Source organism: Serratia sp. TSA_7 (genome assembly GCF_052692135.1).
In genome coordinates, this window is record NZ_JBQZFU010000011.1 from 12,373 (window position 1) to 35,275 (window position 22,903).

The following is a 22,903-nucleotide window of genomic DNA, read 5'->3' on the forward strand; positions in this document are numbered from 1 at the left end:
CTGTCATCTCATCGGATGTGTTGTCGGGCAACCTGAAAAACTCTCAATTGCCGCGCGCCACTTTGGCCTCACAAGCTGTGCTAGGATGACTCGTTGGTTTTTGCGGCAGTTAAGCGATGGGCTGGATGGCAATTGAAGGGGTTACAGTGACAAATCGAGTAGAACAGCTGCGCCGGCAGTTAGCACAGCGCATTTTAGTGTTGGACGGCGGCATGGGCACCATGATCCAGAGCTACCGGCTGGAAGAGAGCGATTTTCGCGGCGAACGTTTTGCCGACTGGCAGAGCGATCTGAAAGGCAATAACGACCTGCTGGTGCTGACCAAGCCGGAAGTGATTACCGCGATCCACTACGGTTATCTGGAAGCGGGCGCCGATATTCTCGAAACCAACACCTTCAACTCCACCACCATCGCCATGGCCGACTACCACATGGAGTCGCTGTCAGCCGAGATTAACTATCAGGCCGCTTGTCTGGCACGCGCCTGCGCCGACGAATGGACCGCGCGCACGCCGGATAAACCGCGCTACGTGGCCGGGGTGCTTGGCCCGACCAACCGCACCGCTTCCATTTCGCCGAACGTCAACGATCCGGCATTCCGCAATGTCTCCTTCGACGAACTGGTGGAAGCCTACCGCGAATCAACGCGCGCGCTGGTGGAAGGCGGCGTCGATCTGATCATGATCGAAACCATTTTCGATACCCTGAACGCCAAAGCGGCCGCCTTTGCGGTGGAAACCGAATTCGAAGCGTTGGGCGTGGAGTTGCCGATCATGATCTCCGGCACCATCACCGACGCCTCCGGCCGTACCCTGTCCGGCCAAACCACCGAAGCCTTCTATAACTCGATGCGCCACGTCAAGCCGCTAAGTTTTGGCCTGAACTGTGCGTTGGGGCCGGACGAGCTGCGTCAATACGTTGCCGAGCTGTCGCGCATCTCGGAAACCTACGTCACCGCACACCCTAACGCCGGTTTGCCCAACGCTTTCGGTGAGTACGATCTGGACGCGCAAGAGATGGCGAAACAGGTGGGCGAGTGGGCGCATGCCGGTTTCCTCAATATTATCGGCGGTTGTTGCGGCACCACGCCGGAGCATATCGCCGCAATGGTCGATGTGGTGGCGGGCGTACCGCCGCGCCCCTTGCCGGATATCCCGGTAGCCTGCCGTTTGGCCGGCCTTGAACCGCTGAATATCGACGCCAAAACGCTGTTCGTCAACGTCGGTGAACGGACCAACGTCACCGGCTCTGCGCGCTTCAAACGGCTGATTAAAGAAGAAAAATATAACGAAGCCTTGGCCGTGGCGCGCCAACAGGTGGAAAGCGGCGCGCAGATAATAGATATCAACATGGATGAAGGGATGCTGGACGCCGAAGCGGCGATGGTGCGTTTTCTCAGCCTGATTGCCGGCGAGCCGGACATCGCCCGGGTGCCGATCATGATCGACTCCTCCAAATGGTCGGTGATCGAAAAAGGCCTGAAGTGCATTCAGGGCAAAGGCATCGTTAACTCCATCTCGATGAAAGAAGGCGAAGAGGCCTTTATTCACCATGCCAAATTGGTGCGCCGCTACGGCGCGGCGGTGGTGGTCATGGCGTTTGACGAGGTTGGCCAGGCCGATACCCGCGAGCGCAAGTTCGAGATCTGTCGCCGCGCCTATAAAATTCTGACCGAACGCGTCGGCTTCCCGCCGGAAGACATTATTTTTGACCCGAACATCTTTGCCGTCGCCACCGGTATCGAAGAGCATAACAACTATGCCGTCGACTTTATCGAGGCCTGCGCCGACATCAAAACCCACCTGCCGCACGCGATGATCTCCGGCGGGGTGTCCAATGTGTCGTTCTCGTTCCGCGGCAACGATCCGGTGCGCGAAGCGATCCACGCGGTCTTCCTGTACCACGCGATCCGCAACGGCATGGACATGGGTATCGTCAACGCCGGGCAACTGGCGATCTACGACGATCTGAGTGACGAACTGCGTAACGCGGTGGAGGACGTGATCCTCAACCGCCGTGACGACGGTACCGAACGCCTGTTGGATCTGGCGGAAAAATATCGCGGCAGCAAAGACAACGAAGTGGCGGTGCAGCAGGCGGAATGGCGCGGCTGGCCGGTGGAAAAGCGGCTGGAATACTCGCTGGTGAAAGGCATTACCGAGTTTATCGAGCTGGATACCGAAGAGGCCCGCCAGCGTGCGGAACGCCCGATCGAAGTGATCGAAGGGCCGCTGATGGCGGGGATGAACGTGGTCGGCGACCTGTTCGGCGAAGGCAAGATGTTCCTGCCGCAGGTGGTGAAGTCTGCCCGCGTGATGAAGCAGGCGGTGGCCTATCTGGAACCCTACATCGAGGCCAGCAAGCAGAAAGGCACCACGGCGGGCAAAATCCTGCTGGCGACGGTGAAGGGCGACGTGCATGACATCGGCAAAAACATCGTCGGCGTGGTGTTGCAGTGCAACAATTACGAAATCGTCGATCTGGGCGTGATGGTGCCGACGGAGAAAATCCTGAAAACCGCCCGCGAACAGAACGTGGACATCATCGGCTTGTCGGGGCTGATCACCCCGTCGCTGGATGAAATGGTCAACGTGGCGAAAGAGATGGAGCGCCAGGGCTTTACCCTGCCGCTGCTGATCGGCGGCGCGACCACTTCCAAAGCGCATACCGCGGTGAAGATTGAACAGAACTACAGCGGCTCGACCACCTACGTGCAAAATGCCTCCCGCACCGTGGGCGTAGTGTCGGCGTTGCTGTCCGATACTCAGCGCGACGATTTTGTGGCGCGTACCCGCAAAGAATACGAAACCGTGCGTATCCAGCATGCGCGCAAAAAACCGCGCACCCCGCCGGTCAGCCTGCAGAAAGCGCGTGATAACGCCATGGCGCTGGATTGGGAAAACTACCGGCCGCCGGTGCCGAAGCAGCTTGGGGTACATGCGGTGGAGGCCGGTATCGAGACGCTGCGCCAGTACATCGACTGGACACCGTTCTTTATGACCTGGTCGCTGGCAGGTAAATACCCGCGGATTCTGGAAGACGAGGTGGTGGGTGAGGAAGCCAAGCGCCTGTTCGCCGATGCCAACCAGATGCTGGATATGCTGGCCGCCAACGGCAGCCTCAACCCGCGCGGCGTCTACGGCCTGTTCCCGGCCAACCGCGTCGGCGACGACATCGAGGTGTATCGCGACGAAAACCGCGACGAGGTGCTGGTGGTCAGCCGTCACCTGCGCCAGCAGACCGAGAAAACCGACTTCCCGAACTACTGCCTGGCGGACTTCGTCGCGCCGAAAAGCAGTGGCAAGGCCGACTATTTCGGTGCTTTCGCCGTGACCGGCGGTCTGGAAGAGGATGAGCTGGCTGCGGCCTATGATGCGCAGCATGATGATTACAATAAAATCATGATCAAGGCGTTGTCCGATCGCCTGGCGGAAGCTTTCGCCGAGTACCTGCATGAGCAGGTGCGTAAAGTGCACTGGGGCTTTGCCGCTGACGAGAACCTGAGCAACGAAGAGCTGATACGCGAGAATTACCAGGGCATCCGCCCGGCGCCGGGCTACCCGGCCTGCCCGGAGCATACCGAGAAAGCGGAGATCTGGCGCCTGCTGGACGTTAACCGCCACACCGGCATGGAGCTGACCGAATCCTTCGCCATGTGGCCGGGAGCGGCGGTATCGGGCTGGTACTTCAGCCATCCGGAGAGCAAGTACTTTGCGGTGGCGCAGATCCAGCGCGATCAGGTGGAAGACTATGCGGTGCGCAAAGGCATGAGCATCAGTGAAGTTGAACGCTGGCTGGCGCCTAACCTGGGCTACGACGCCGACTGATGACGCAGGGGCGCTGCATGCGGCGCCCCTGTCAGCCAGTTCCTCTCGCAGGGGCCCACATGTTGGCCCCGCCTTCTTATCCCTCGTCGTTCGCCACCGCCTCGACATCAATGTGCAGCGCGTCGTAGCGCCAATACTCCAAATCGCAATCAATCACCCGATCGTGTTGATCCCGGTTCACCCGGGTAATAAACAGCGACGGGCTGCCGTAGGTGACCTTCAGCATCGTGGCTGCCTCTTGCGGTAACAGGGTCGGCAGCATATCGAAGCGCACCCGGCCATAACGGATACCGTAGCGCTCTGCGTACAGCGCGGTCAGCGACTGCGTCAAATCGGCATCCAGGATACCGGCGAAGTAGGCCGGGTTGAGGTAGTGCTCGCAATACAGCACTGCACGCCCGTCGATAAAGCGTAGCCGGCGGATGCGGTAAACCTCTGCGCCCTCCGGCAGCTCCAGCCGCCGCGCCAGGGTGGCGTCGGCCTGCACGTGGCCACTGTCGATCACCTGGGTGTGGGCGTCGCGCCCCTGCTGCTGGGCCATGGCGTGGAAGTGGCTGCGCTGCAACGGGTTGTACACCAACCGCGGCGGTGAGATAAACCAGCCGCGCCTCACCTGACGGTAAATCACCCCTTGCGCCTCCAACTGGCCGAGCGCCTCCTGCAGCGTAATGCGGGTGGTGGAAAACTGCTCGCTCAGGGCGCGTTCGGAAGGCAGTTTGCCGCCAGTATTAAATTCCCCCGCGACAATACGGGCGTTCAACGCCTGACAGATGGTCGACACGGTAGTCGATACTTCACTCATGCCACAAATGCCCCATTTCAGTGCGTATTGCTCCCGTTAAGGTAGACCAGCGGGCGGCCCCTTGAGGCGTAAATGAGATAAAACTGCTGCTTTTTTGGGCTGACATATAATTATCACATTCGTCCGTTAGATTGGCTTGGTTCTTGCTGGACTAGTCCAGCCACTTCCCACACTACCACCTGGAGCATCTGTTATGAAACGTTTGTGCGCTTCTGTGTTAACCAGTGCCATTGTACTGACCAGCCAGATGAGCTGGGCCGCAGATCCCGATCTGGCTGCGCTGGAGCAGGCTGCCAAGAAGGAAGGTGAAGTCAACAGCGTCGGCATGCCGGACAGCTGGGCCAACTGGAAAGACACCTGGCAGGATCTGCAGAGCAAGTACGGCTTGAAGCATCTCGATACCGACATGAGCTCGGCGCAGGAAATCGCCAAGTTCGACGCGGAAAAAGGCAATGCCACGGCGGATATCGGTGACGTGGGCGCGGCATTCGGCCCCATCGCGGTGCAAAAAGGGGTAACCCAACCTTATAAGCCGTCCACCTGGGAGCAGGTGCCTGGCTGGGCGAAAGACAAGGATGGCCATTGGGCGCTGGCCTATACCGGCACCATCGCCTTCATTATCAACAAACAGCAGGTGAAAGAGATCCCGCACAGCTGGGCCGATCTGCTGAAAGGTACTTATCAGGTCACCATCGGTGACGTCGGTACCGCCTCGCAGGCGGCAAGCGGCGTGCTGGCGGCCACTTACGCCATGGGCGGCAACGAGAAAAACCTGAAGCCGGGTCTGGAGTTCTTCGGCAAGTTGGCCAAGGCAGGGCGCCTGAGCCTGAGCAACCCGGTGATCGCCTCGCTGGAAAAAGGCGAAGTGCAGGTCGGCGTGGTGTGGGACTTTAACGGCCTGAACTACCGCGACCAGATCGACAAAACCCGTTTTGAAGTGTTGATCCCGTCCGACGGCTCAATCACGTCAGGCTACACCACCATCATCAACAAATTCGCCAAACACCCGAACGCCGCCAAGCTGGCGCGTGAATACATCTTCTCCGACGCCGGTCAGATCAACCTGGCGCGCGGCTATGCTCGCCCGATCCGTGCGGAACACCTGACGCTGCCGGACGACGTAAAAGCCAAGCTGTTGCCGGCCGAACAGTATAAAAACGCCCACCCGATCGCCGATCCGGCGGCCTGGGAGCAAAGCGCCAAAACGCTGCCGCGCCAGTGGCAGGAAAACGTCATTATGTTTATGCAGCAGTGAGTTAAACCATCATGAAAACGATCCTCGTACTGCTGGACGGCCTGAACTATCAGGTGGCGCATGATGCCATGGGGTATCTGCAGGCCGAGTGTGCGGCAGGGCGCGGACGGTTGTATCAGCTGGAGAGCGAGCTGCCTTCGCTCTCTCGGCCGCTGTATGAATGCATCCTCACCGGCGTACCGCCGGTGGAGAGCGGCGTGGTGCATAACCAGGTATCGCGCCTCTCGCATCAACAAAGCGTGTTTCACTATGCGCGCGCCGCAGGGCTGACTACCGCTGCGGCCGCCTACCATTGGTTCAGTGAGCTGTATAACCGTACCCCGTTCGACGCCGCGCGCGATCGCCATACCGACGATGCCGAACTGCCCATTCAGCACGGCCATTTTTATTACGACGACCGCTACCCGGACTCCCATCTGTTTGACGACGCCGAAAGCCTGCGCCGCCGTCATCAGCCCGATTTCCTGCTGATCCACCCGATGAACATCGACGACGCCGGGCACCGCTTCGGCCTGTCTTCACCGCAGTACCGTAACGCGGCGCGCAATGCCGATGGCGTGCTGTCGCGCTATCTGGGCGACTGGTTAAGGGCCGGATATCAGGTGATGGTGACGGCCGATCACGGCATGAATGACGACCGCAGCCACGGTGGTGTATTGCCGGAGGAGCGACAGGTGCCGCTGTTCGTGTTCGGTGCGGCTTTCAGCCAGAACGACGCCAACCCGCAGCAAACCGACCTGTGCGGCACGCTGTGCGAGGTGCTGCAGGTAGCGCACGACAAGCCGCGTTGCCGTGCGCTGTTGGCATAAGGGTGAATAATGAAAGCTAAGTGGATTGCCGCGCTGTGCCTGCTGCCGTTTATCCTGCTGTTCGGCGCGTTTCAAATCGCGCCGCTGGTGTGGATTGCGGTCGGCAGTTTTTTCAGCCAGACCAGCGGTTGGGGGCTGGGCAATTACGTTGACGTCCTGACCTCGCCGTTCTATTTGCAGGCGTTTCAGTTCTCGCTGGAGATTTCCCTCTGGTCGAGCGTTTACGGGCTGCTGATTGCCCTGGTCGGCAGTTACTCGCTGCGTCAATTGGGCCAGACGCGGTTCCACGATTTTGTGATGTCGTTTACCAATATGACCAGCAACTTTGCCGGGGTGCCGCTGGCTTTCGCCTTTGTCATCCTGTTGGGGCTGAACGGCTGCCTGACGTTGCTGCTGCGCAAGTACGGCCTGATGGAGAGCTTTAACCTTTACTCCAAAACCGGACTGATCGTGCTTTACACCTATTTCCAGATCCCGCTGGGCGTATTGCTGTTGTACCCGGCGTTCGACGCGCTGCGTGAGGACTGGCGCGAGTCGGCCTCGCTGCTCGGCGCCAGCCCGTGGCGCTACTGGCGGCATATCGGCCTGCCGGTGCTGGCACCGGCGCTGATGGGCACCTTTGTCATCCTGCTGGCTAACGCGCTGGGCGCCTATGCCACGGTATATGCGTTGACCACCGGCAATTTCAACGTGATACCGATACGTATTTCGTCGCTGGTGGCGGGGGATATTTCCCTCGACCCGAACCTGGCCAGCGCGCTGGCGATGCTGTTGGTGGCGATGATGGCGTTCATTACCCTGATCCACCAATGGCTGTTGCGCAGGAGTTACCTGAATGCGCGCTCATAATGTTGCGGAGGGCGGCCATGTCCCGTTTTGAAACCGGCTACCACCGCGTGGTGACCAGTCTGCTGTTGCTGATCCTGCTGCTACCGCTGGCGGCGACGCTGATTTACGCGCTGGCCACTCAGTGGGGCGCCACCATCCTGCCGGACGGTTTTACCCTGAAGTGGGTGACGGCGTTGTGGAGCGATCCCCGTTTCCTGCTGGCGTTGTGGCACTCGTTGCTGATCTGTTTCGGCACCCTGGTGCTGGCGGTGGTGGTGATTTTGCCGATGATGTTCGTGATTGCGTACTATTTTCCCAAACTGGACGCGGTGATGAACGTGCTGATCCTGTTGCCGTTCGCCGTACCGCCGGTGGTGTCGGCGGTCGGGCTGATGCAGCTGTTCGCCGCCGATCCGCTGCCGCTGCTCGGTACGCCCTGGATCCTGATCGGCTGCTACTTCTCTATTGCTCTGCCGTTTATTTACCGCGCCATCAGCAACAACATGCAGGCGATCAACCTGCGCGATCTGATGGATGCGGCACACCTATTGGGCGCCAGCACCTGGCAGGCGGCGCTGCTGGTGGTGCTGCCGAACCTGCGCAAGGGCGGAATGATTGCGGTGCTGCTGTCGTTCTCGTTCCTGATTGGCGAATTCGTCTTCGCCAACCTGCTGGTGGGCAGCCAGTATGAAACGCTGCAGGTTTACCTCTATAACATGCGCAACGGCAGCGGCCACTTCACCAGCGCACTGGTCATTTCTTATTTCGCCGTGGTGCTGATTGTCACCTGGCTGGCGAATTTGCTGAATAAAAATAAGGGTTAACGCATGGCATATCTCACCGTCACCCGCCTCAACAAACACTACGGCCAGACCCAGGTGTTTCAGGATATCGATTTCACCGCCGAGGAGGGCGAGTTCGTCACGCTGCTCGGGCCGAGCGGCTGCGGTAAATCCACGCTGCTGCGTTGCCTGGCGGGGCTGACGTCGGTCGACAGCGGGCAAATCTTGCTGCAGGGCCAGGATCTGGTGCCGGTGCCGCCGCAAAAGCGCGGCATCGGTATGGTGTTCCAGAGCTATGCGCTGTTCCCGAACATGACCGTTGAAGGCAACGTGGCGTTTGGCCTGAAAATGCAGAAACTGGCGGCCGGGCAGATCCAGCAGCGGGTACAGGAAGTGCTGGCGCTGGTGGAGTTGACCGAACTGGCGAAGCGTTACCCGCATCAACTGTCCGGCGGGCAATGTCAGCGGGTAGCGCTGGCGCGATCGCTGGTGACCCGCCCGCGTCTGCTGCTGCTCGACGAGCCGCTGTCGGCGCTGGATGCACGTATCCGCAAGCACCTGCGCGAGCAGATTCGCCGTATCCAGCGCGAACTGAATCTGACGGCAATCTTCGTCACCCACGATCAGGAAGAGGCGTTGACGTTGTCGGATCGCATCGTGCTGATGAACAAGGGCCAAATCGTGCAGAGCGGCGATGCGGAAACCCTGTACACCCAGCCGGCTAACGTCTTCGCCGCCGGGTTTATCGGCAACTACAACCTGCTGAGTGCCGAACAGGCGAGCGCACTCACCGGCCGCAGCTACGCCGGCAAGGTGGCGATACGCCCTGAATCCATCGCGCTGCTGCCGGCCGGGCAGGGGATCGAGGGGATGATCCTCAGCCATAGCCTGCTGGGGAATGTGGTACGCTACCGTGTCCAGGTTCGTGGCGTCGAGCTGCTGGTTGACGCGCTCAACCGGTCGGTCGAGGATTTGCGGCCCGACGGCAGCGAAATTGGGCTACACTTGGAAACTGTTACATTACGGGAAGTTGCATGACTTCGCTGCGGCAATCAATGATAACTCCAGGGTAATGCCTGCCGTTGCGTTAACCCTCCAATATGCGGTCTGCAGCCTGTTACCGCTGTCCTGCCCGACTACCGCCCGGCAGGCAGGATAGCCTGCCATACCCGTCACCTTTCAAGCAGCAGGTGTGTTGGCCGTGCGGTCTAACCCCAGTCACTTACTTGGGTAAGCGCCTGGGGATTCACCCGCTTGCCGCCGTCCTGCAGCCCGAAATTCATAGGGTATGGATTTGATTTTTCCTGCCGGGCGTTAATGGAGCGTATTTTCCGTGTTGACCCTTCTTCACCTGCTTTCCTCCGTGGCGTTGCTAGTGTGGGGTACCCACATCGTGCGCACCGGGATTATGCGGGTTTACGGCGCTAACCTGCGCCGGGTATTGAGTGACAGCGTCGAGAAAAAACCGCTGGCGTTCGTCTCCGGTATCGGCGTAACCGCGCTGGTGCAAAGCAGCAACGCCACCGCGCTGCTGGTCACCTCTTTCGTCGCGCAAGGGCTGGTGGGGCTGGCGCCTGCGCTGGTGATCATGCTGGGCGCCGACGTCGGCACCGCCTTGATGGCACGGGTGCTGACCTTCGATCTTTCCTGGTTGTCGCCGCTGTTGATTTTGGTAGGCGTTTTCCTGTTCCTCAGCCGCAAGCAAACCCGGGTTGGCCAAATGGGGCGCGTGTGCATCGGCCTCGGGCTGATCGTACTGGCGCTGGAGCTGATCGTGGCCGCCGCGACGCCCATAACCCAGGCGGCGGGTGTGAAAGTGTTGTTCTCGTCGCTGACCGGCGACGTGATGCTGGATGCCCTTACCGGCGCGCTGTTCGCCATCGTCAGCTATTCCAGCCTGGCGGCAGTGTTGCTGACCGCCACCCTGACCGCATCCGGCGTGATCTCGCTGAAAGTGGCGCTGTGTCTGGTGATTGGCGCCAATCTCGGCAGTGGCCTGTTGGCGGTCATCAATACCAGCGGCCAGAACGCCGCCGGCCGTCGGGTGGCGCTCGGCAGCCTGCTGTTCAAGCTGATAGGCTGCGTGCTGGTGCTGCCGTTTGTCTCTTATCTGGCAGAGGTAATGACTCGATTGCCGGGCGAAAACGAAGAACTGGTGATCTACTTTCATGTCTTCTACAACCTGATCCGCTGCCTGATACTGATCCCGCTGGCCGGGCCGATGGCGCGTTTATGCGAAACCCTGATCGCCGATGTGGCGGCCGACGATCCCCGCTTGCGGCCGCGGCATCTGGACGCCAGCGCGCTGGATACGCCGACGCTGGCGCTGGCCAATGCGGCGCGTGAAACCCTGCGTATGGGCGACGTGGTGGAACACATGATGATCCTGCTCCGCGAAGTGCTGCACGGCAAGAATGGGCAGGATAAAGAGGTACGCCGGTTGGACGACGATGTCGACGTGCTGTATACCGCCATCAAGCTGTATCTGGCTCAGATCCAGAAAGAGGATTTGGGCGAAGAGGATTCGCGCCGTTGGGCGGAAATCATCGAAATGGCGCTGAACCTGGAGCAGGCCGGGGACATCATTGAGCGCATGACCGGCGATGTGGCGGCGAAATCGCACGCGGCGCGGCGGGCGTTCTCGGCGGAAGGGTTGGCGGAGCTGGATACGCTGCATGAGCGGCTGGTCGGCAACCTGCGCCTAAGCCTGTCGGTGTTCCTGTCCGGCGATCTTACCAGCGCCAAACGGCTGCGACGCTCCAAACACCGTTTTCGCATTCTGGATCGCCGTTACGCGCATGCGCACGTCGATCGTCTGCATCAGCAAAACGTGCAAAGCATCGAAACCAGTTCGCTGCATCTGGGGTTGTTGGGGGATATGAAACGCCTGAACTCGCTGTTTTGCGCCGTGGCGTATAACGTGCTGGATCAGGATGAACGCGATGATGAGCGTGAGTGGGACGATACGCCGAGCACCCTGTAAAAAACTGCCCCCGGTTAAGCCGGGGGCAGTGCCAGGTTTATTTACCGCGGGTTATTTACCCGAAAAGATCCCCGCCTTGGCATCGGCGGCCTGATTATTGATGTAGCCGCCAACCGGCGTTTCCAGTTTGACGACGCTTTTACCGGCGATACCGAGCAGCGCGCCGGCAGACGCCGCCGCATCAAGGTGCCCGCCGCCCTGATAGCGGTTGCCCGCCACGTCCTGCTGTTCCACCTTGCCGTTACCCAGCGCTACCTGGCCCTGCCGGCTGCGGATTTCACCGCCGGTCAGGTGGGTTTCGCCTTGCACGTTCAGCGCAACGCCATTTTTCCCGCTGATGGCGGACTGCACGCCAACCGCATCGTTATCGACCACATCGGCGTTCACCTTGAACTGCCCTTGCAGCCCGGCAGGGCCGGTCAGGGCTTCTTTGGACTTGTTGCCCAGGAAGCGAGCGCCGCGATCCCACAAGGGGCCTTTCTCTTTTGCGCCAGCCGGTGTTTCCGGCAGCGTCACCTTGCCATCGGCCTTGCTGAAACTGACCGCACCGGTGGTGTCCTGCTTAGGATCGAGGCGACGCGCTACGCTGTTGTACTTATCGGTGGTCGCTGTGGCCACTTTATTGATGCCGCCTTCCAGCTTCTCTTTCACGTTACCCGCATAGCGCGGGGTGCCCACTTTCGACAATTTGGAGGTGATGCTGCTGGCCGGATCGTTGGTGTGGCTCAGGCCGACATCCACATTAACCTTCACGCTGCTTTCGCTGTCTTTGCGGCTTTCGACGTGCAGATCGCCATCGATCTTGCCCTGCACCTGATCGGCGTCCACTCTGGCGCCGGCCAGTCGGGTATCTTTACCGCTGTTGAGCGTCACTTTCCCGGCGTTAATCAGGGTATTGCCCTGAGTGGTTTTCTCCAGTTTATCCACGCCGACCTTCACGCCGGCACCCAGGGTGTGAGTGTCGCTGCCGCTGGTGGCGTCAACCTGGCCGTTGGCATCCTTGTTGAAGGATTGACCGCCTTTGGCGTTGGCCTTCAGCCCCAGGTTCAGATTGTTTTTCTGCTCCTGGTTTTGCACCGACTCCAGCACGATACCGCCGTTTTTCGCTTCGAGCGTGGCGCTATTACCGGTGACTTCAGCCCCCTGTAAATGCAACGCGTTACTCCCCGTGCCGCCGGCGGTAATCTTCACGGCACCGCCGCTGGTGATCTTGCCGCCCTGATGGGTGGTGGAGGATTCATCCACCTTGGCGATATCAAATGCGCCGCCAAGGGAGATGCCGCCGCCGCTCTTTTTGGCGGAGTCGGTGCTGTTGCCACCGAGATCGACATTGCCCGACAGGCTGTCATCTTTACGCCTCTGGTGGGCGTCCGCTGCCGTCAGTGCAACCTGATTGCCCGCCTTGAGCGTAACGTCACCGTCGCTGGTCAGTACGCTGCCTTGCAGCGACAGATCGCGGCCTGCATCCAGCTCCACGCCCTGTTTGCCGCCGATGTTGCTGACGTGTGCGTAACTGCCGTCGCTTTCACCCTGACTGCGACCACCGCCTAACCCGACGCCAACGTTTTTGGTTTCTGGCGTGGAGCCGCCTTTGGCCGAGGCCTTGACCGTGAAGCCACTGTGGCTCTCATGGTGGGTATCGGTGGCCTGATCAAAACGGATGTTGCCCTCTTCGGCTTTCACCCGCACTTTGCCGTCACCGGCGTCCAGCGCGGTGCCCTGATAAACGGCGTCCTTTTTAACCCGGATGTCGATACCCTTGGCGGCGCCGATGCTGCCGGTGGCCGCCTGGCTGGCCGAACTTTCACTGCGTTTGCTGCCGCCTTCGCCTTTGGCGTCCACAGTCAAATCGCTGCCGGTGGTGGTATAGACGCGTAAGCCGGCGCTGCCGTGAGTTTCGCTGTGGTTTTCCTGTTGGCGGTTTTCCGCCGCCTCACTGCGATGGCTGTCCGCCGTCAGCGTGACTGCACCTTGAGTCGCCTGATATTGGGTACCGCGATCGTGGACCTCGCCGGTGGCGGTCACCTCTATCTCTCCGGCGGTAATTTTACTGACTACCGCCTTTGAATCGCCGGTGCGTGTTTCACTGCTGCCGCCCTTGGCACCGATATCCAGCCCGACATTCGGCGCGCCGATACCGCCGATTTCGTTAATTACGCCGTTGGCGTCCAACTGGGCAACTTTGCCCACCGCGCGTTCGACCGGGCGGGTGACCGCGCTGTAATCGACGTTAGCGCCGATATCCACGCCGACGTCTGTTTTGCGGGTAGTGCTGCTCTCGCTGTTAGTGGCCTCAAGATGGGAGACGTTGGCGACGTTTTCCTGATATTTCCCACCTACCTGATGCTGCGCGCCCTGCTGGGTGAGCCGATTTTTAGCGGTAATGGTCAGGTTGCCTGCGACATGGGTACCGGAGGTGACGGCCTTGCTGCTTTCTGCATGGGTTTTGCTGTTCTCATAGCCCCCCTCGATGCCGGAACCGAGTTTGTCGATGCCGCCCGTGTAATAGACGCCGCCGCCGATGTTGGTTTGTTCGGTGTCAGAGGCGGTTTTGTTATCGGCCGCCAGAAAAGCGACATTATCGCCGCTGATGCTGGCATCGCCCTGAGTGGCGACCAGTTTGGAACCGCTGAAGGTCACGTCTTTATCTGCGTTCAGCGCCACGCTGCCGCCGCTCAGCATGGCGGCCTGATGCTCGGTGCGGGTGGTTTTCTCGCTGTCGCGGGTATGTTCGATGCGCAGACCTGCACGGTATTGCTTATCGCCTTTTTCGTCGGCATAGCCGTTGATGGCGAGCGCTGTTTTCTGTTCGTCGATGTTTTGCTGCTGTTCGGCGGCCTTGACGTTGATATTGCCGCCGGAGCGGACGTCCAGTTTGCCGACGCTGCTCACCTGGCTGCCTACCACGTCGGTATCTTTATGGCTGACCAACTGCAGATTGGTATCGGAAACCAGCTCACTGCCGGTAGTCTGCTGGTGGCTGTTGTTGGATTTCTGCGAGCTGCTGGTGATGTTGAAAACGGTGCCCGTGCGGGCATCAATCTTGTCCACGGTGGTGCTGAGGGCGTTATCAATACGCAGGCCACCGGCGGTGGCTTCGACGAAGCCGCCCTGTTTGCCTCTCGCTTTGCTGCCGGTAATGGTCACGCCCTGTTTGCCGTTGAGCCTCAACACGCCATCGGCGGTCAGTTCGGAGGCGTTGCTGATCTCGCGGCGGTTGCTGTTGTCTTGATTATTGCCGCCGCCGATCCCGCCCCATGAGGTTGTATTGTCGCTAACCGTTTTCGTATTGACGGTCTTTTGTACGTCGATGTTGATCCGTTCTTTGGCGTTTATCGTGAGGTTGCCCTTCGTGTGGACCTTGGCTCCCTGAGTGACCAGGTTATTGCCGGCCGTCAGATCCAGTTCACCGCCGGCGCGCAAATCGCTGGCCTTCAGGCTCTCGGTTGCGTTGCTGTTGCTCCAATTGCCGGTGCGCAGGCTGGAAGTGTGGTTGCGCTGGTAACCGCGTTCGCTGGTTTTGTCCCGCTCGACCAACCCGGCGATCTGCACATCGCGCCTGGCTTCGATTTTTAGCGCGTCGCCTGCTGTAACCGTGGCGCCGAGCAACTTCACATCTTGCACCGTGGCGGTCAGCGTGGCGTTTTTGGTCGCGGTAATGGTGCTGCCAACCTGCTGGAGCTGCTCATTTTCCCGCGTAACGTCGTACTGCGAGGAATAGAACCATCGGTCGTTGGTCTGACCCTGGGTTTGCTTCAGTTGTTGGCCGTCTAACGTCAGGCTGGCGCCTTGCAGCTTTATCTCATCGCCGCGAATATCGGTGGCGCTCAGGTGGTTGCTGTTATCGGCCAGCAGGCTGATATTTTTGCCCGCCAGCTCGGTACGGGTCAGTTTCTGGTTGGTGCTGCGGTCGTTGATGTAGATGCCGCCGCGATAGTTTTGGTAGTTCTCATTGCTGTCATGCTGGGTGCTTGCGTTGCTGATCTGGCTCTCGGCGCGAATGTCATAGGCTTTCACGCTGATTTCGTCGCTGCCCCGCAGGTTGCCTGCCAGCTTCACGCCGCTGCCCGCCGCGGTGTTGATGATGTTGATGCGCCCGGCCTGCATGCTGCCGAGGTAGTAGCTATCCAGCGCGCTCAGCGGCTGCTCGCTGCTGAGCACTCGCGCATCGCGCGATAGGCGGTTATTGCCGCTGATGGCATTAATATCCGACACCATTTTTCCGGTTTTTTTATCGAATGCCGGTGCGATGATCACCTCGCCACGGCTGTCGATTTTCGGCGCGATCAGATCCAGCACGCCACCGGCGTTCAGCTTACCTTCAAGGCTCAAGACATTGTGGTTGCCCAGCGTACTGTAGCCTTGCAGCATGCCGTTTTCCACCAACGGGTTACCCACCACCAGCGATGAACGGCTGGTATTGATAAAGCCGCAGCCGTCGCAGCTGATACCATTCGGATTCGCCAGCACGTAGTCGGCCGCCATACCGAAGATTTCCTGTTGGCCGTGCAACAGTGACGGGTTGCGGCTGATCACTTCATTGAGGATCACGCTGGCTGCCTGGCCATTCAAATTTGGGTTGGCGCCCAGTTGGCCGGCCAGCTGCGACAGCCCGGCGTCGCGTGAGTTATTCAGCACGGCGCCGGGTTGATTGACGTTAAAGTCCTGATACTGGTTATGCGACAGTCCGTGATCGTTGGGCGTCACGATGTCGATTACCTGCGCGCCGGTGGCGGCGGTTGAAACGCCGGGGCCATTAGCCCCGTTGGCCGCCACGATCTCCCCCGCGTAGCCGGCGCCGTACGAGGCGAGAATAATCGCCAGTGACGCGGCCAGCTTGCCCGCTGCGGAAAGCCTGAAGTTATTATTTTTCATCCATGTATCTCCCTATATCGCTGTGGTAGTGCAAAAAAGCGCTGACTAAAAGGTGTATGAGAAGCGTGCCAGTAGCTGGATCGGATCATCGGGCATCGGGTGCCCGGAGAGGATCCAGCCACGGCTGGCTTCTATGTCGAGAATTGCCCGCCGGTAACGCAGAGTGGCACCGGTACTCAGACCGGCGCTGCTTTGCCAGCCTGATGGCCGGTTGTCGCGCGGCAGGACCCGGCCGACGTCGGCGCCGACGCGCGGGGTGAGGGTGCTCTGGCCCAGGTTGACGCTGCGCGAGAGGGTATTTTGCAGATACCAACCGTTGTCGCCGGACAGCGTGCTGCGGCTGAACCCGCGGATCGCACTGCGGTCGGTCAGGCTGAGCCATTCCACGCCAGGCAGGCTGTCGCGGCTGTATTGCCCATACAGCAGGTTGCTGAGCTGATAAGTTGAACCGGCAAGCTGCACACGTTGGCTGAGGTTGGCAAACAGTTTGCCCTTGGTGAATTGAGCGTCGGGTAGCCCGGCAGCGGCGTGGCGATCCGCGCCAAACCAGGGTAATCCCTGCTCCACGCTAAGGTTGGCGCTGATCAGGCCGGTGGGCAGGATCTGCAGGTGGTTGATCCCCAGCTCAAACAGGCTGAGCGTTGGGCTATTGAGGCCGATGCGCACGGTGTCGAAATAGTTATCGATGCGTTTATGGGTGAGCTGGCCGTTGAAGGTGTTGATCTGATCGCGATCGCGGTAAAACACATAGTCGCCGCGCAGGCCGTATTGCTGAGTCTGGCCGTGCAGCTTATAGCGGTTGAACGTCAGCTGTTGATGGTTCACGTATTCCGAATAGCTGGCGAATCCGCTGAAGGTGAAAGCGCCATAGGGCAGGGAATAGAGCAGGGTGTAGGCGCGGTTATAGCGCTGCGCCGGGTTTGTCAGCGTGCTGGTGGCGTTCAGGCTGACGAAATCCGACAGGCCGAATGGGCTGTCCAGCGTGGCGGTCGTGCGCGCCAGCCACTGACCGGTCGTTTTTTGGCCATAATTGTCCGCCGTGGCGGTCAGTTGCCAGGGCTTGGCGTGCTGGTTATTCAGGCGAATAATAGAACCGCCCGTTTGGGTGCCGGGCAATATATCCAGCCGGGTTTTGTTTGATTGCAAACGATTGGCCTGATCCAATCCCTGATCGAGCTGAGTTAATTTCAAGGGCTTGCCTTCGAGCCCGGGGAATAATAATTGGCTATTCACCCAGCGGTCGCCGCCCTCTATTTTTTCGATAAACCCTTCGGTGACCCGCAGCCCTAATTCGCCATCGGCATTAGGGCGAATAAATTGCACGCGCGCGGTGATGTAGCCTTTATCAACGTATAAGCGGGTTAATTCACGCGTCAGTCGGTTAATGTCATTGCTGCTGATACAGCGTTGCGGCAGTGCGCTCAGCGCCGCCAAATCCTTCGCAGACAGCAGGGTGATCCCCTGTAAATACACGCCTGCGATCGGCAGGCACTGCGCAGAATGCGGCAGCGTCGGGGCTGCAGGCGCAGGTTCCGCCAACAATTGTTGCTGCTTGAGCTGCTGATAACGGCGCTGTTCTATCTGCTGATTCACTTCACGCGTGCTGTCTTGCAGGGCGCGACGTGATTCGCTCATCGGTGAAAAATCGCCCATTTCGGGCAGGGTAGCGGCGGGGAGTGCGGTGCTGAACAGCAGCGCCAGGGCGGCAGTTTTTTTAATCATTGTAATCCATTATGAGAAGCCGCCGGGGGCAGCCTGCTCAATCCATGAGGTCAATAACGGACGGCCGGCGGCCGGCCCGAAACAGCGAGCGACAATCACATTGCGGGGTTCTTTTATTGCTCAGGGCAAATAAGAAGGTGGGTTTTTATTCTTTCCAATAATAATTAGGCTGCTTGTTTTTATTTTTCAATGCATGCCCGTCAATTACCCCAAAGGAGGTAATAAGATCCACTTGTTGGGTTTTTTCTTTTTCGCTCTTACTCCCGGTTATCGGCAGGATTAAGAAGAATCTGAATTTTATTTTGTCGGGGGATAATAAGGGATGGGGATAATTATGACAATCCAACCGGGAGGAAATACGAAATTTCGCAGAAGTGGAGCGGGGCGCAAATGGCTGCGCCCCGGAATGAGATTATTTTTTCTTGATTGGCCGCCCGGACCAGTAACCTGCCAGCAGAGAGCCGGAGAGATTATGCCACACGGAGAACAGGGCACCCGGCAGCGCGGCCAGCGGTGAGAAGTAAATCTTGCCCAGCGTCGCCGCCAGCCCGGAGTTCTGCATGCCGACTTCAATGGCCAGCGTGCGGCAGGTGGATTCGTCGAAGCCGAACAACTTGCCGCCCCAGTAGCCGCTCAGCAGCCCGATGCCGTTATGCAGGATCACCGCGATGATCACCACCAGCCCGACAGAGGCGATGTGGCTCTGGCTGCCTGCGACCACCGCGCTGATGATCGCCAGGATGCAGATCATCGACAGCGCCGGCAGGAACGGCTCGATACGTTTGACGGTTTTGGTAAAGGTGTGATGCACGATCAGGCCGAGGCCAATCGGGATCACGACGATCTGCAGGATGCTCAGCAGCATGCCCATGACATCGACGCTGATTTCGGTATCGACATACAGGCGGGTCAGCAGCGGCGTGGCGAATACGCCCACCAGCGTGGAGACCGCCGAAATGGTCACCGACAGCGCAACGTCTCCTTTTGCCAGATAGATCATCACGTTGGAAGCGGTACCGCTGGCGACGCTGCCGACCAGCACCATACCGGCGGAAAGATCCGGTGGCATATGGAACAGCATCGCCAGCAACCAGGCCGCCAGCGGCATGATCAGGTAATGCAGAAAGATGCCCGCAGCCACCGGCGCGGGGCGAGACAGCACGCGCTTGAAGTCATCCAGCCGCAGCGTGACGCCCATGGCGAACATGATCAGCATCAGCAGCGGGCTGACGTACGGGCCAATACCGGTGAAGGTGGTGGGCGTAGCGTAGGCGGCGGCGGCGAGCAGCACCGCCCACAGGGGGAATAATCGGGTTAGTAATGCCAGCATGAATGTGGTTTTCCTTAGCCAAAAAGGGAACTGCGGGATGGCGTTGTGTTTTTGCGGGTTCAGCGTGCAGGACCCCCTGCGAATGATGAACGGCCTTTTTTAGAAGTAGGGGCGCAGCCTGCTGCGCCCGCAATGGGATGAGATCCGGTTATTCGAACAGATTGTGGTGCAGAGTACGTACTACCTGTTCGGCGTCATCGCCCGGTACCAGGAAGCACAGGTTGTAGCTGCTGGCGCCGTAGCAGATCATGCGGATATTGAACGGGTCAAGCACGCCGAACACCTCTTTGCCCACGCCGCAGGCCTGGGAAAGCTTGTTGCCGATTATCGCCACCAGCGCCAGGTTCTCCTCCACTTCTACCCGACACAGCGACGACAACTCGGTCAGTAGCGAGGTGGTCAGCAGGCTGCCGCCGGTGGAGGTGGAGCCGGTGGTGTCCATGGTCAGCGCCACGCTGACTTCGGAGGTGGTGATCAAATCCACCGAAATGTTGTGGCGCGCCAGAATGCTGAACACTTCGGCCAGGAAACCGCGTGCGTGCAGCATATTGAGGCTGTGCAGCGTTAACAGGGTTTGCTTGCGGCGCAATGCCAATGCACGGAACAGCGGCGGGTTTTTGGTGGTATTGCACACCAGGGTGCCGCCGGCGGACGGATCTTTGCTGGAACCGACAAACACCGGAATATCGCTGCGTACTGCCGGCAGCAGGGTCGCCGGGTGCAGCACTTTCGCGCCGAAGGTGGCCATTTCAGCCGCTTCTTCAAAGGTGATTCTGTCGATGCGCTTCGCCGTAGGGACAACGCGAGGGTCGGTGGTGTAGATGCCCGGTACGTCGGTCCAGATATCTACCCGGCTGACGTTCAGCGCTTCGCCCAACAGGGCGGCCGTGTAATCGCTGCCGCCGCGGCCCAGCGTGGTGGTGCGGCCCTTCGGCTCGCTGCCGATAAAGCCTTGAGTGACCACCAGCGCTTCTTGCAGGCGCGGCTTGAGCAGGGTTTGGGTGAGTTCGTGCAATGCGGTGCTGTCCGGCGTGGCGCGGCCGAAATGATCGTCGGTGTGCATCACTTTGCGCACGTCAAACCACTCAGCCTGCACGTTGCGGCTCCGCAGGATCTCAACGAAAAGCAGGGTGGACATCAGTTCGCCGTGGCTGACCAGCTCGTCGGTCAGCGCCGTAGAGGTCGCCAGCGCTGCCGCTTCGGACAGCATGGCGATGTTTTCCAGCATGCGGTCGATTTCGTCGCGGATCACCGCCGGCTTGTCGAGGCTGTCGAGAATGGCGTACTGGATGCGGCGGATTTCATCGAGCCGGGCGCTGCGTTTGTCACCATCGCAGCCTTCAGCCAGCGCGACCAGCAGATTGGTGACGCCCGCCGAAGCGGACAGGACCACCAGGCGCACTTGAGGATTGGCGAGCACGACGTCGGCGCTGCGGTTCATGGCTGCATAGTCGGCAACGCTGGTGCCGCCGAATTTAGCCACAACGGTAGAATTTTGGGGTGCTGCTTGGTTCATGTAAAACCTCGTGTCAGGGTTGCCCTATTTTGAGAGCACTTTTTTCCATAGCCTTGGCACAAGGGGAGAGCGATAAACAGGGGGCAGACGTAGAGGTTGAAACTACGATACACCCAGAAGCGCCCCACCTTGCTGATTGCCCCCGCGGGGCAAACTTTGGTGACAACCCAGGGGATTCAGCCCCTGTAGCCGATACGATGAATGCCGTACATCACCCTACCTCGGCGTCGCTCCCCCTCAAGTGCCGTCATGGGAAAACGGCTCCTCTGACACTCTACCTGGGCGACGCGCCTCTTCTGGCTTGCGCACCGGGTGCGCAAGTAGGCTGATAGGAATAGCCGGTTATTGCGCTTGTGTCAACGGTCAGACGTTGAGGTATTTTCAATTTGCACTAGCGCTATCAGCGTGCAGGGTATGGCGGGGACAAAACCGGTGCCTATCGGTTGCAGCTTGCCGTCCTCGCGTTGGCACAACAGCGGAATAACGCCCTGATGTTTTTCCAGATATTCCAGCCAGCCAAAGTTTTCGTTCAGCTTGGTGGCTTTGATGGTGGCGCCTTTGGCGATCAGGCTGCTTAACCGGCCGTAGGTAGCCTCTTGATTGAACAGGATTTCGTGCCGGCGGAAGCGCGAGCTTTCCGCGCTGTTGCCACGCCCTTTCAGCGGTGCGCCGGAGCGGATGGCGAAGACCTGTTCGTCACCAAAGAGATGGCCGAAGTGGTACACCGCCAGCGCATTCTGATGGCGATTGGGCGAGAGCGCCAACACCTGCGCGGTATCGCTCAGATCGAGGTAGTTCTCGGCATGTTCGGAGTAAGCATGCCCATAATAGGCGGGAATGCCCTCCATCCGCGCCTGGCGGTAATATTCCCAACTGCTGTCGGTGACAAGCACCGGGATGTTCATTTTTATCAACGCCTGCGCCAGCATGCGCGCCACGCTGTTGGCGCCGACGATCAGCACGCCACGCGGTTTTTGCTGCTGTACTCGCAGCCAGCGCGCCATCATGCCGCTGGTCAGGCTCTGCAACACCACGGTGCCGATGATGACGGCGAACACCACGGTCACCAGCCGATCGGCGCCCTGATAACCGCTGCGTTGCAATGTCAGGGCAAACAGCGAACTGACTGCGGCGGCGACGATGCCGCGTGGGGCGATCCAGCACAGCAGCAGGCGATCGCGCCAATGCAGGGAAGAACGCCAGGTCGACACCGCAATGCACAGCGGCCGGGCGATAAACTGTACCGCCAGCAGCAGGCCCAACAGCGGCCAGCCCATGTTCCACAGCGCATGAATATCCAGCCGCGCCGCCAGAATGATAAACAGCGCAGAAATCAGGATAGCCGACAGCTCTTCCTTGAATGCCAGAATGTCGCTGGTATCCACATCGCGCATATTGGCCAGCCAAATGCCCATCACCGTCACGGTCAACAGGCCGGATTCGTCGGCAATGGCGTTGGACACGCCAAAGGCGGTCAACATGATCGCCAGTACCGCCAGGTTTTGCAGGTAGCGCGGCAGCCAGACGCGGCGCAGCGCCAGCCCCAGCAGATAACCGAACAGCGCGCCGATCGCCAGGCCGACGGCGACGGTGATGCCCAGCGTCCAGAACAGGTGGGTATAGGACTCCGAATGCTGCTTCAGCACGATAAATTCAAATACCAACAGGGTGAAGATAGCGCCAACCGGGTCGATCACTATCCCTTCCCAGCGCAGCACCTGGTTGATATTGGCATTGGGCCGCACCACGCGCATCAGCGGGGCTATCACCGTAGGCCCGGTCACCACCGTAACCGCGCCGATCAGCGCTGCCAGCTCGGGCGGAAAGTCCAGTAGCCACCAGCAGGCGACGCCGATCACCAGGAAGGTCATCAGCATGCCGATGGTCACCAGGTTACGCACCACGCCGCCCAGGCCGCGTATCTCCTCTACCCGCAGCGTCAGCGCGCCTTCAAATAAAATGATCGCCACCGACAGCGACACCAGCGGGAACAGCAGATCGCCGAACAGCACGTCCGGCTGGACCAGATGCACTGCCGGCCCCAGCACGATGCCAAACAGCAGCAGCGGCAAAATGGCCGGCAGTCTCAACAGCCAGGCCAGCCATTGCGCCAGCAGTGAACTTAACCCGATGACAACCAACATCAGTGGGGCAGATAATTCCATGGCGGAGGT

At 59.7% G+C, this 22,903-nt stretch carries 13 protein-coding genes and 1 riboswitch; of the genes, 7 read left to right on the plus strand and 6 right to left on the minus strand.

Translation table 11 applies throughout. The features are described 5' to 3' along the window. The first annotated feature begins 116 nt into the window (after nucleotides 1-116). Nucleotides 117-3,827, plus strand: coding sequence for a methionine synthase (gene metH, locus ACUTQW_RS22940; RefSeq protein ID WP_145917168.1), 3,711 nt, complete (start codon nucleotides 117-119; stop codon nucleotides 3,825-3,827). 76 nt (nucleotides 3,828-3,903) lie between these two features. Here metH and ACUTQW_RS22945 read toward each other — a convergent pair whose 3' ends face one another. Then, nucleotides 3,904-4,629 carry a UTRA domain-containing protein gene (locus ACUTQW_RS22945; protein WP_006328387.1) on the minus strand — a complete coding sequence of 242 codons (726 nt, stop codon included), beginning with the start codon at nucleotides 4,627-4,629 and terminating at the stop codon, nucleotides 3,904-3,906. A 193-nt stretch (nucleotides 4,630-4,822) separates the two neighbouring features. On the opposite strand from ACUTQW_RS22945, the gene ACUTQW_RS22950 reads away from it, so the two are divergent. From ACUTQW_RS22950 to ACUTQW_RS22975, 6 genes are all read left to right on the plus strand, one after another. Beyond that, on the plus strand, nucleotides 4,823-5,884 hold the full coding sequence (locus ACUTQW_RS22950; protein ID WP_004948876.1) for an ABC transporter substrate-binding protein: 1,062 nt from the start codon (nucleotides 4,823-4,825) through the stop codon (nucleotides 5,882-5,884). An 11-nt stretch (nucleotides 5,885-5,895) separates the two neighbouring features. Continuing rightward, nucleotides 5,896-6,693, plus strand: a complete 798-nt coding sequence (locus ACUTQW_RS22955; protein ID WP_004948873.1) for an alkaline phosphatase family protein — start codon at nucleotides 5,896-5,898, stop codon at nucleotides 6,691-6,693. A gap of 9 nt (nucleotides 6,694-6,702) precedes the next feature. After that, nucleotides 6,703-7,542: an ABC transporter permease gene (locus tag ACUTQW_RS22960; RefSeq protein WP_037433736.1), complete on the plus strand. Its 840-nt coding sequence runs from the start codon at nucleotides 6,703-6,705 to the stop codon at nucleotides 7,540-7,542. A 17-nt stretch (nucleotides 7,543-7,559) separates the two neighbouring features. Beyond that, nucleotides 7,560-8,345 carry an ABC transporter permease gene (locus tag ACUTQW_RS22965; RefSeq protein WP_006328385.1) on the plus strand — a complete coding sequence of 262 codons (786 nt, stop codon included), beginning with the start codon at nucleotides 7,560-7,562 and terminating at the stop codon, nucleotides 8,343-8,345. 3 nt (nucleotides 8,346-8,348) lie between these two features. After that, a complete protein-coding gene (locus tag ACUTQW_RS22970; protein WP_198640482.1) occupies nucleotides 8,349-9,341 on the plus strand; it encodes an ABC transporter ATP-binding protein in 993 nt (330 codons plus the stop codon). 295 nt (nucleotides 9,342-9,636) lie between these two features. Further along, entirely contained in the window at nucleotides 9,637-11,286 is a 1,650-nt protein-coding gene (locus tag ACUTQW_RS22975; RefSeq protein ID WP_013814766.1) for a Na/Pi cotransporter family protein, read from the plus strand. A 51-nt stretch (nucleotides 11,287-11,337) separates the two neighbouring features. On the opposite strand, the gene ACUTQW_RS22980 is transcribed toward ACUTQW_RS22975, so the two are convergent. The 5 genes from ACUTQW_RS22980 to ACUTQW_RS23000 all read right to left on the minus strand — a co-directional run bounded on the left by ACUTQW_RS22980 (nucleotide 11,338) and on the right by ACUTQW_RS23000 (nucleotide 22,894). Beyond that, entirely contained in the window at nucleotides 11,338-16,161 is a 4,824-nt protein-coding gene (locus ACUTQW_RS22980) for a hemagglutinin repeat-containing protein (protein ID WP_445654969.1), read from the minus strand. Between the two features lie 45 nt (nucleotides 16,162-16,206). Further along, nucleotides 16,207-17,883 (minus strand): ShlB/FhaC/HecB family hemolysin secretion/activation protein, encoded by a 1,677-nt coding sequence (locus tag ACUTQW_RS22985; protein WP_062791576.1) that lies wholly within the window; start codon nucleotides 17,881-17,883, stop codon nucleotides 16,207-16,209. A gap of 412 nt (nucleotides 17,884-18,295) precedes the next feature. Further along, complete coding sequence (gene panS, locus ACUTQW_RS22990; RefSeq protein ID WP_006328373.1) at nucleotides 18,296-19,213, minus strand: ketopantoate/pantoate/pantothenate transporter PanS; 918 nt, start codon at nucleotides 19,211-19,213, stop codon at nucleotides 18,296-18,298. A 148-nt stretch (nucleotides 19,214-19,361) separates the two neighbouring features. Next, complete coding sequence (gene lysC, locus ACUTQW_RS22995; protein ID WP_006328372.1) at nucleotides 19,362-20,729, minus strand: lysine-sensitive aspartokinase 3; 1,368 nt, start codon at nucleotides 20,727-20,729, stop codon at nucleotides 19,362-19,364. A 109-nt stretch (nucleotides 20,730-20,838) separates the two neighbouring features. Continuing rightward, nucleotides 20,839-21,033: riboswitch (Lysine riboswitch) on the minus strand. A 52-nt stretch (nucleotides 21,034-21,085) separates the two neighbouring features. Beyond that, nucleotides 21,086-22,894, minus strand: coding sequence for a cation:proton antiporter (locus ACUTQW_RS23000; RefSeq protein WP_020439904.1), 1,809 nt, complete (start codon nucleotides 22,892-22,894; stop codon nucleotides 21,086-21,088). Between the last annotated feature and the right edge of the window lie 9 nt (nucleotides 22,895-22,903).

Excerpts from the sequence above, each read along its gene's own strand:
- ACUTQW_RS22965 (WP_006328385.1), top strand. The coding sequence starts at position 7,560 with ATGTCCCGTTTTGAAACCGGCTACCACCGCGTGGTGACCAGTCTGCTG.
- lysC (WP_006328372.1), bottom strand. The coding sequence starts at position 20,729 with ATGAACCAAGCAGCACCCCAAAATTCTACCGTTGTGGCTAAATTCGGC.
- ACUTQW_RS22985 (WP_062791576.1), bottom strand. The coding sequence starts at position 17,883 with ATGATTAAAAAAACTGCCGCCCTGGCGCTGCTGTTCAGCACCGCACTC.
- metH (WP_145917168.1), top strand. The coding sequence starts at position 117 with ATGGGCTGGATGGCAATTGAAGGGGTTACAGTGACAAATCGAGTAGAA.
- ACUTQW_RS22970 (WP_198640482.1), top strand. The coding sequence starts at position 8,349 with ATGGCATATCTCACCGTCACCCGCCTCAACAAACACTACGGCCAGACC.
- ACUTQW_RS22950 (WP_004948876.1), top strand. The coding sequence starts at position 4,823 with ATGAAACGTTTGTGCGCTTCTGTGTTAACCAGTGCCATTGTACTGACC.
- ACUTQW_RS22945 (WP_006328387.1), bottom strand. The coding sequence starts at position 4,629 with ATGAGTGAAGTATCGACTACCGTGTCGACCATCTGTCAGGCGTTGAAC.
- ACUTQW_RS22955 (WP_004948873.1), top strand. The coding sequence starts at position 5,896 with ATGAAAACGATCCTCGTACTGCTGGACGGCCTGAACTATCAGGTGGCG.
- ACUTQW_RS22980 (WP_445654969.1), bottom strand. The coding sequence starts at position 16,161 with ATGAAAAATAATAACTTCAGGCTTTCCGCAGCGGGCAAGCTGGCCGCG.
- ACUTQW_RS23000 (WP_020439904.1), bottom strand. The coding sequence starts at position 22,894 with ATGGAATTATCTGCCCCACTGATGTTGGTTGTCATCGGGTTAAGTTCA.
- panS (WP_006328373.1), bottom strand. The coding sequence starts at position 19,213 with ATGCTGGCATTACTAACCCGATTATTCCCCCTGTGGGCGGTGCTGCTC.
- ACUTQW_RS22960 (WP_037433736.1), top strand. The coding sequence starts at position 6,703 with ATGAAAGCTAAGTGGATTGCCGCGCTGTGCCTGCTGCCGTTTATCCTG.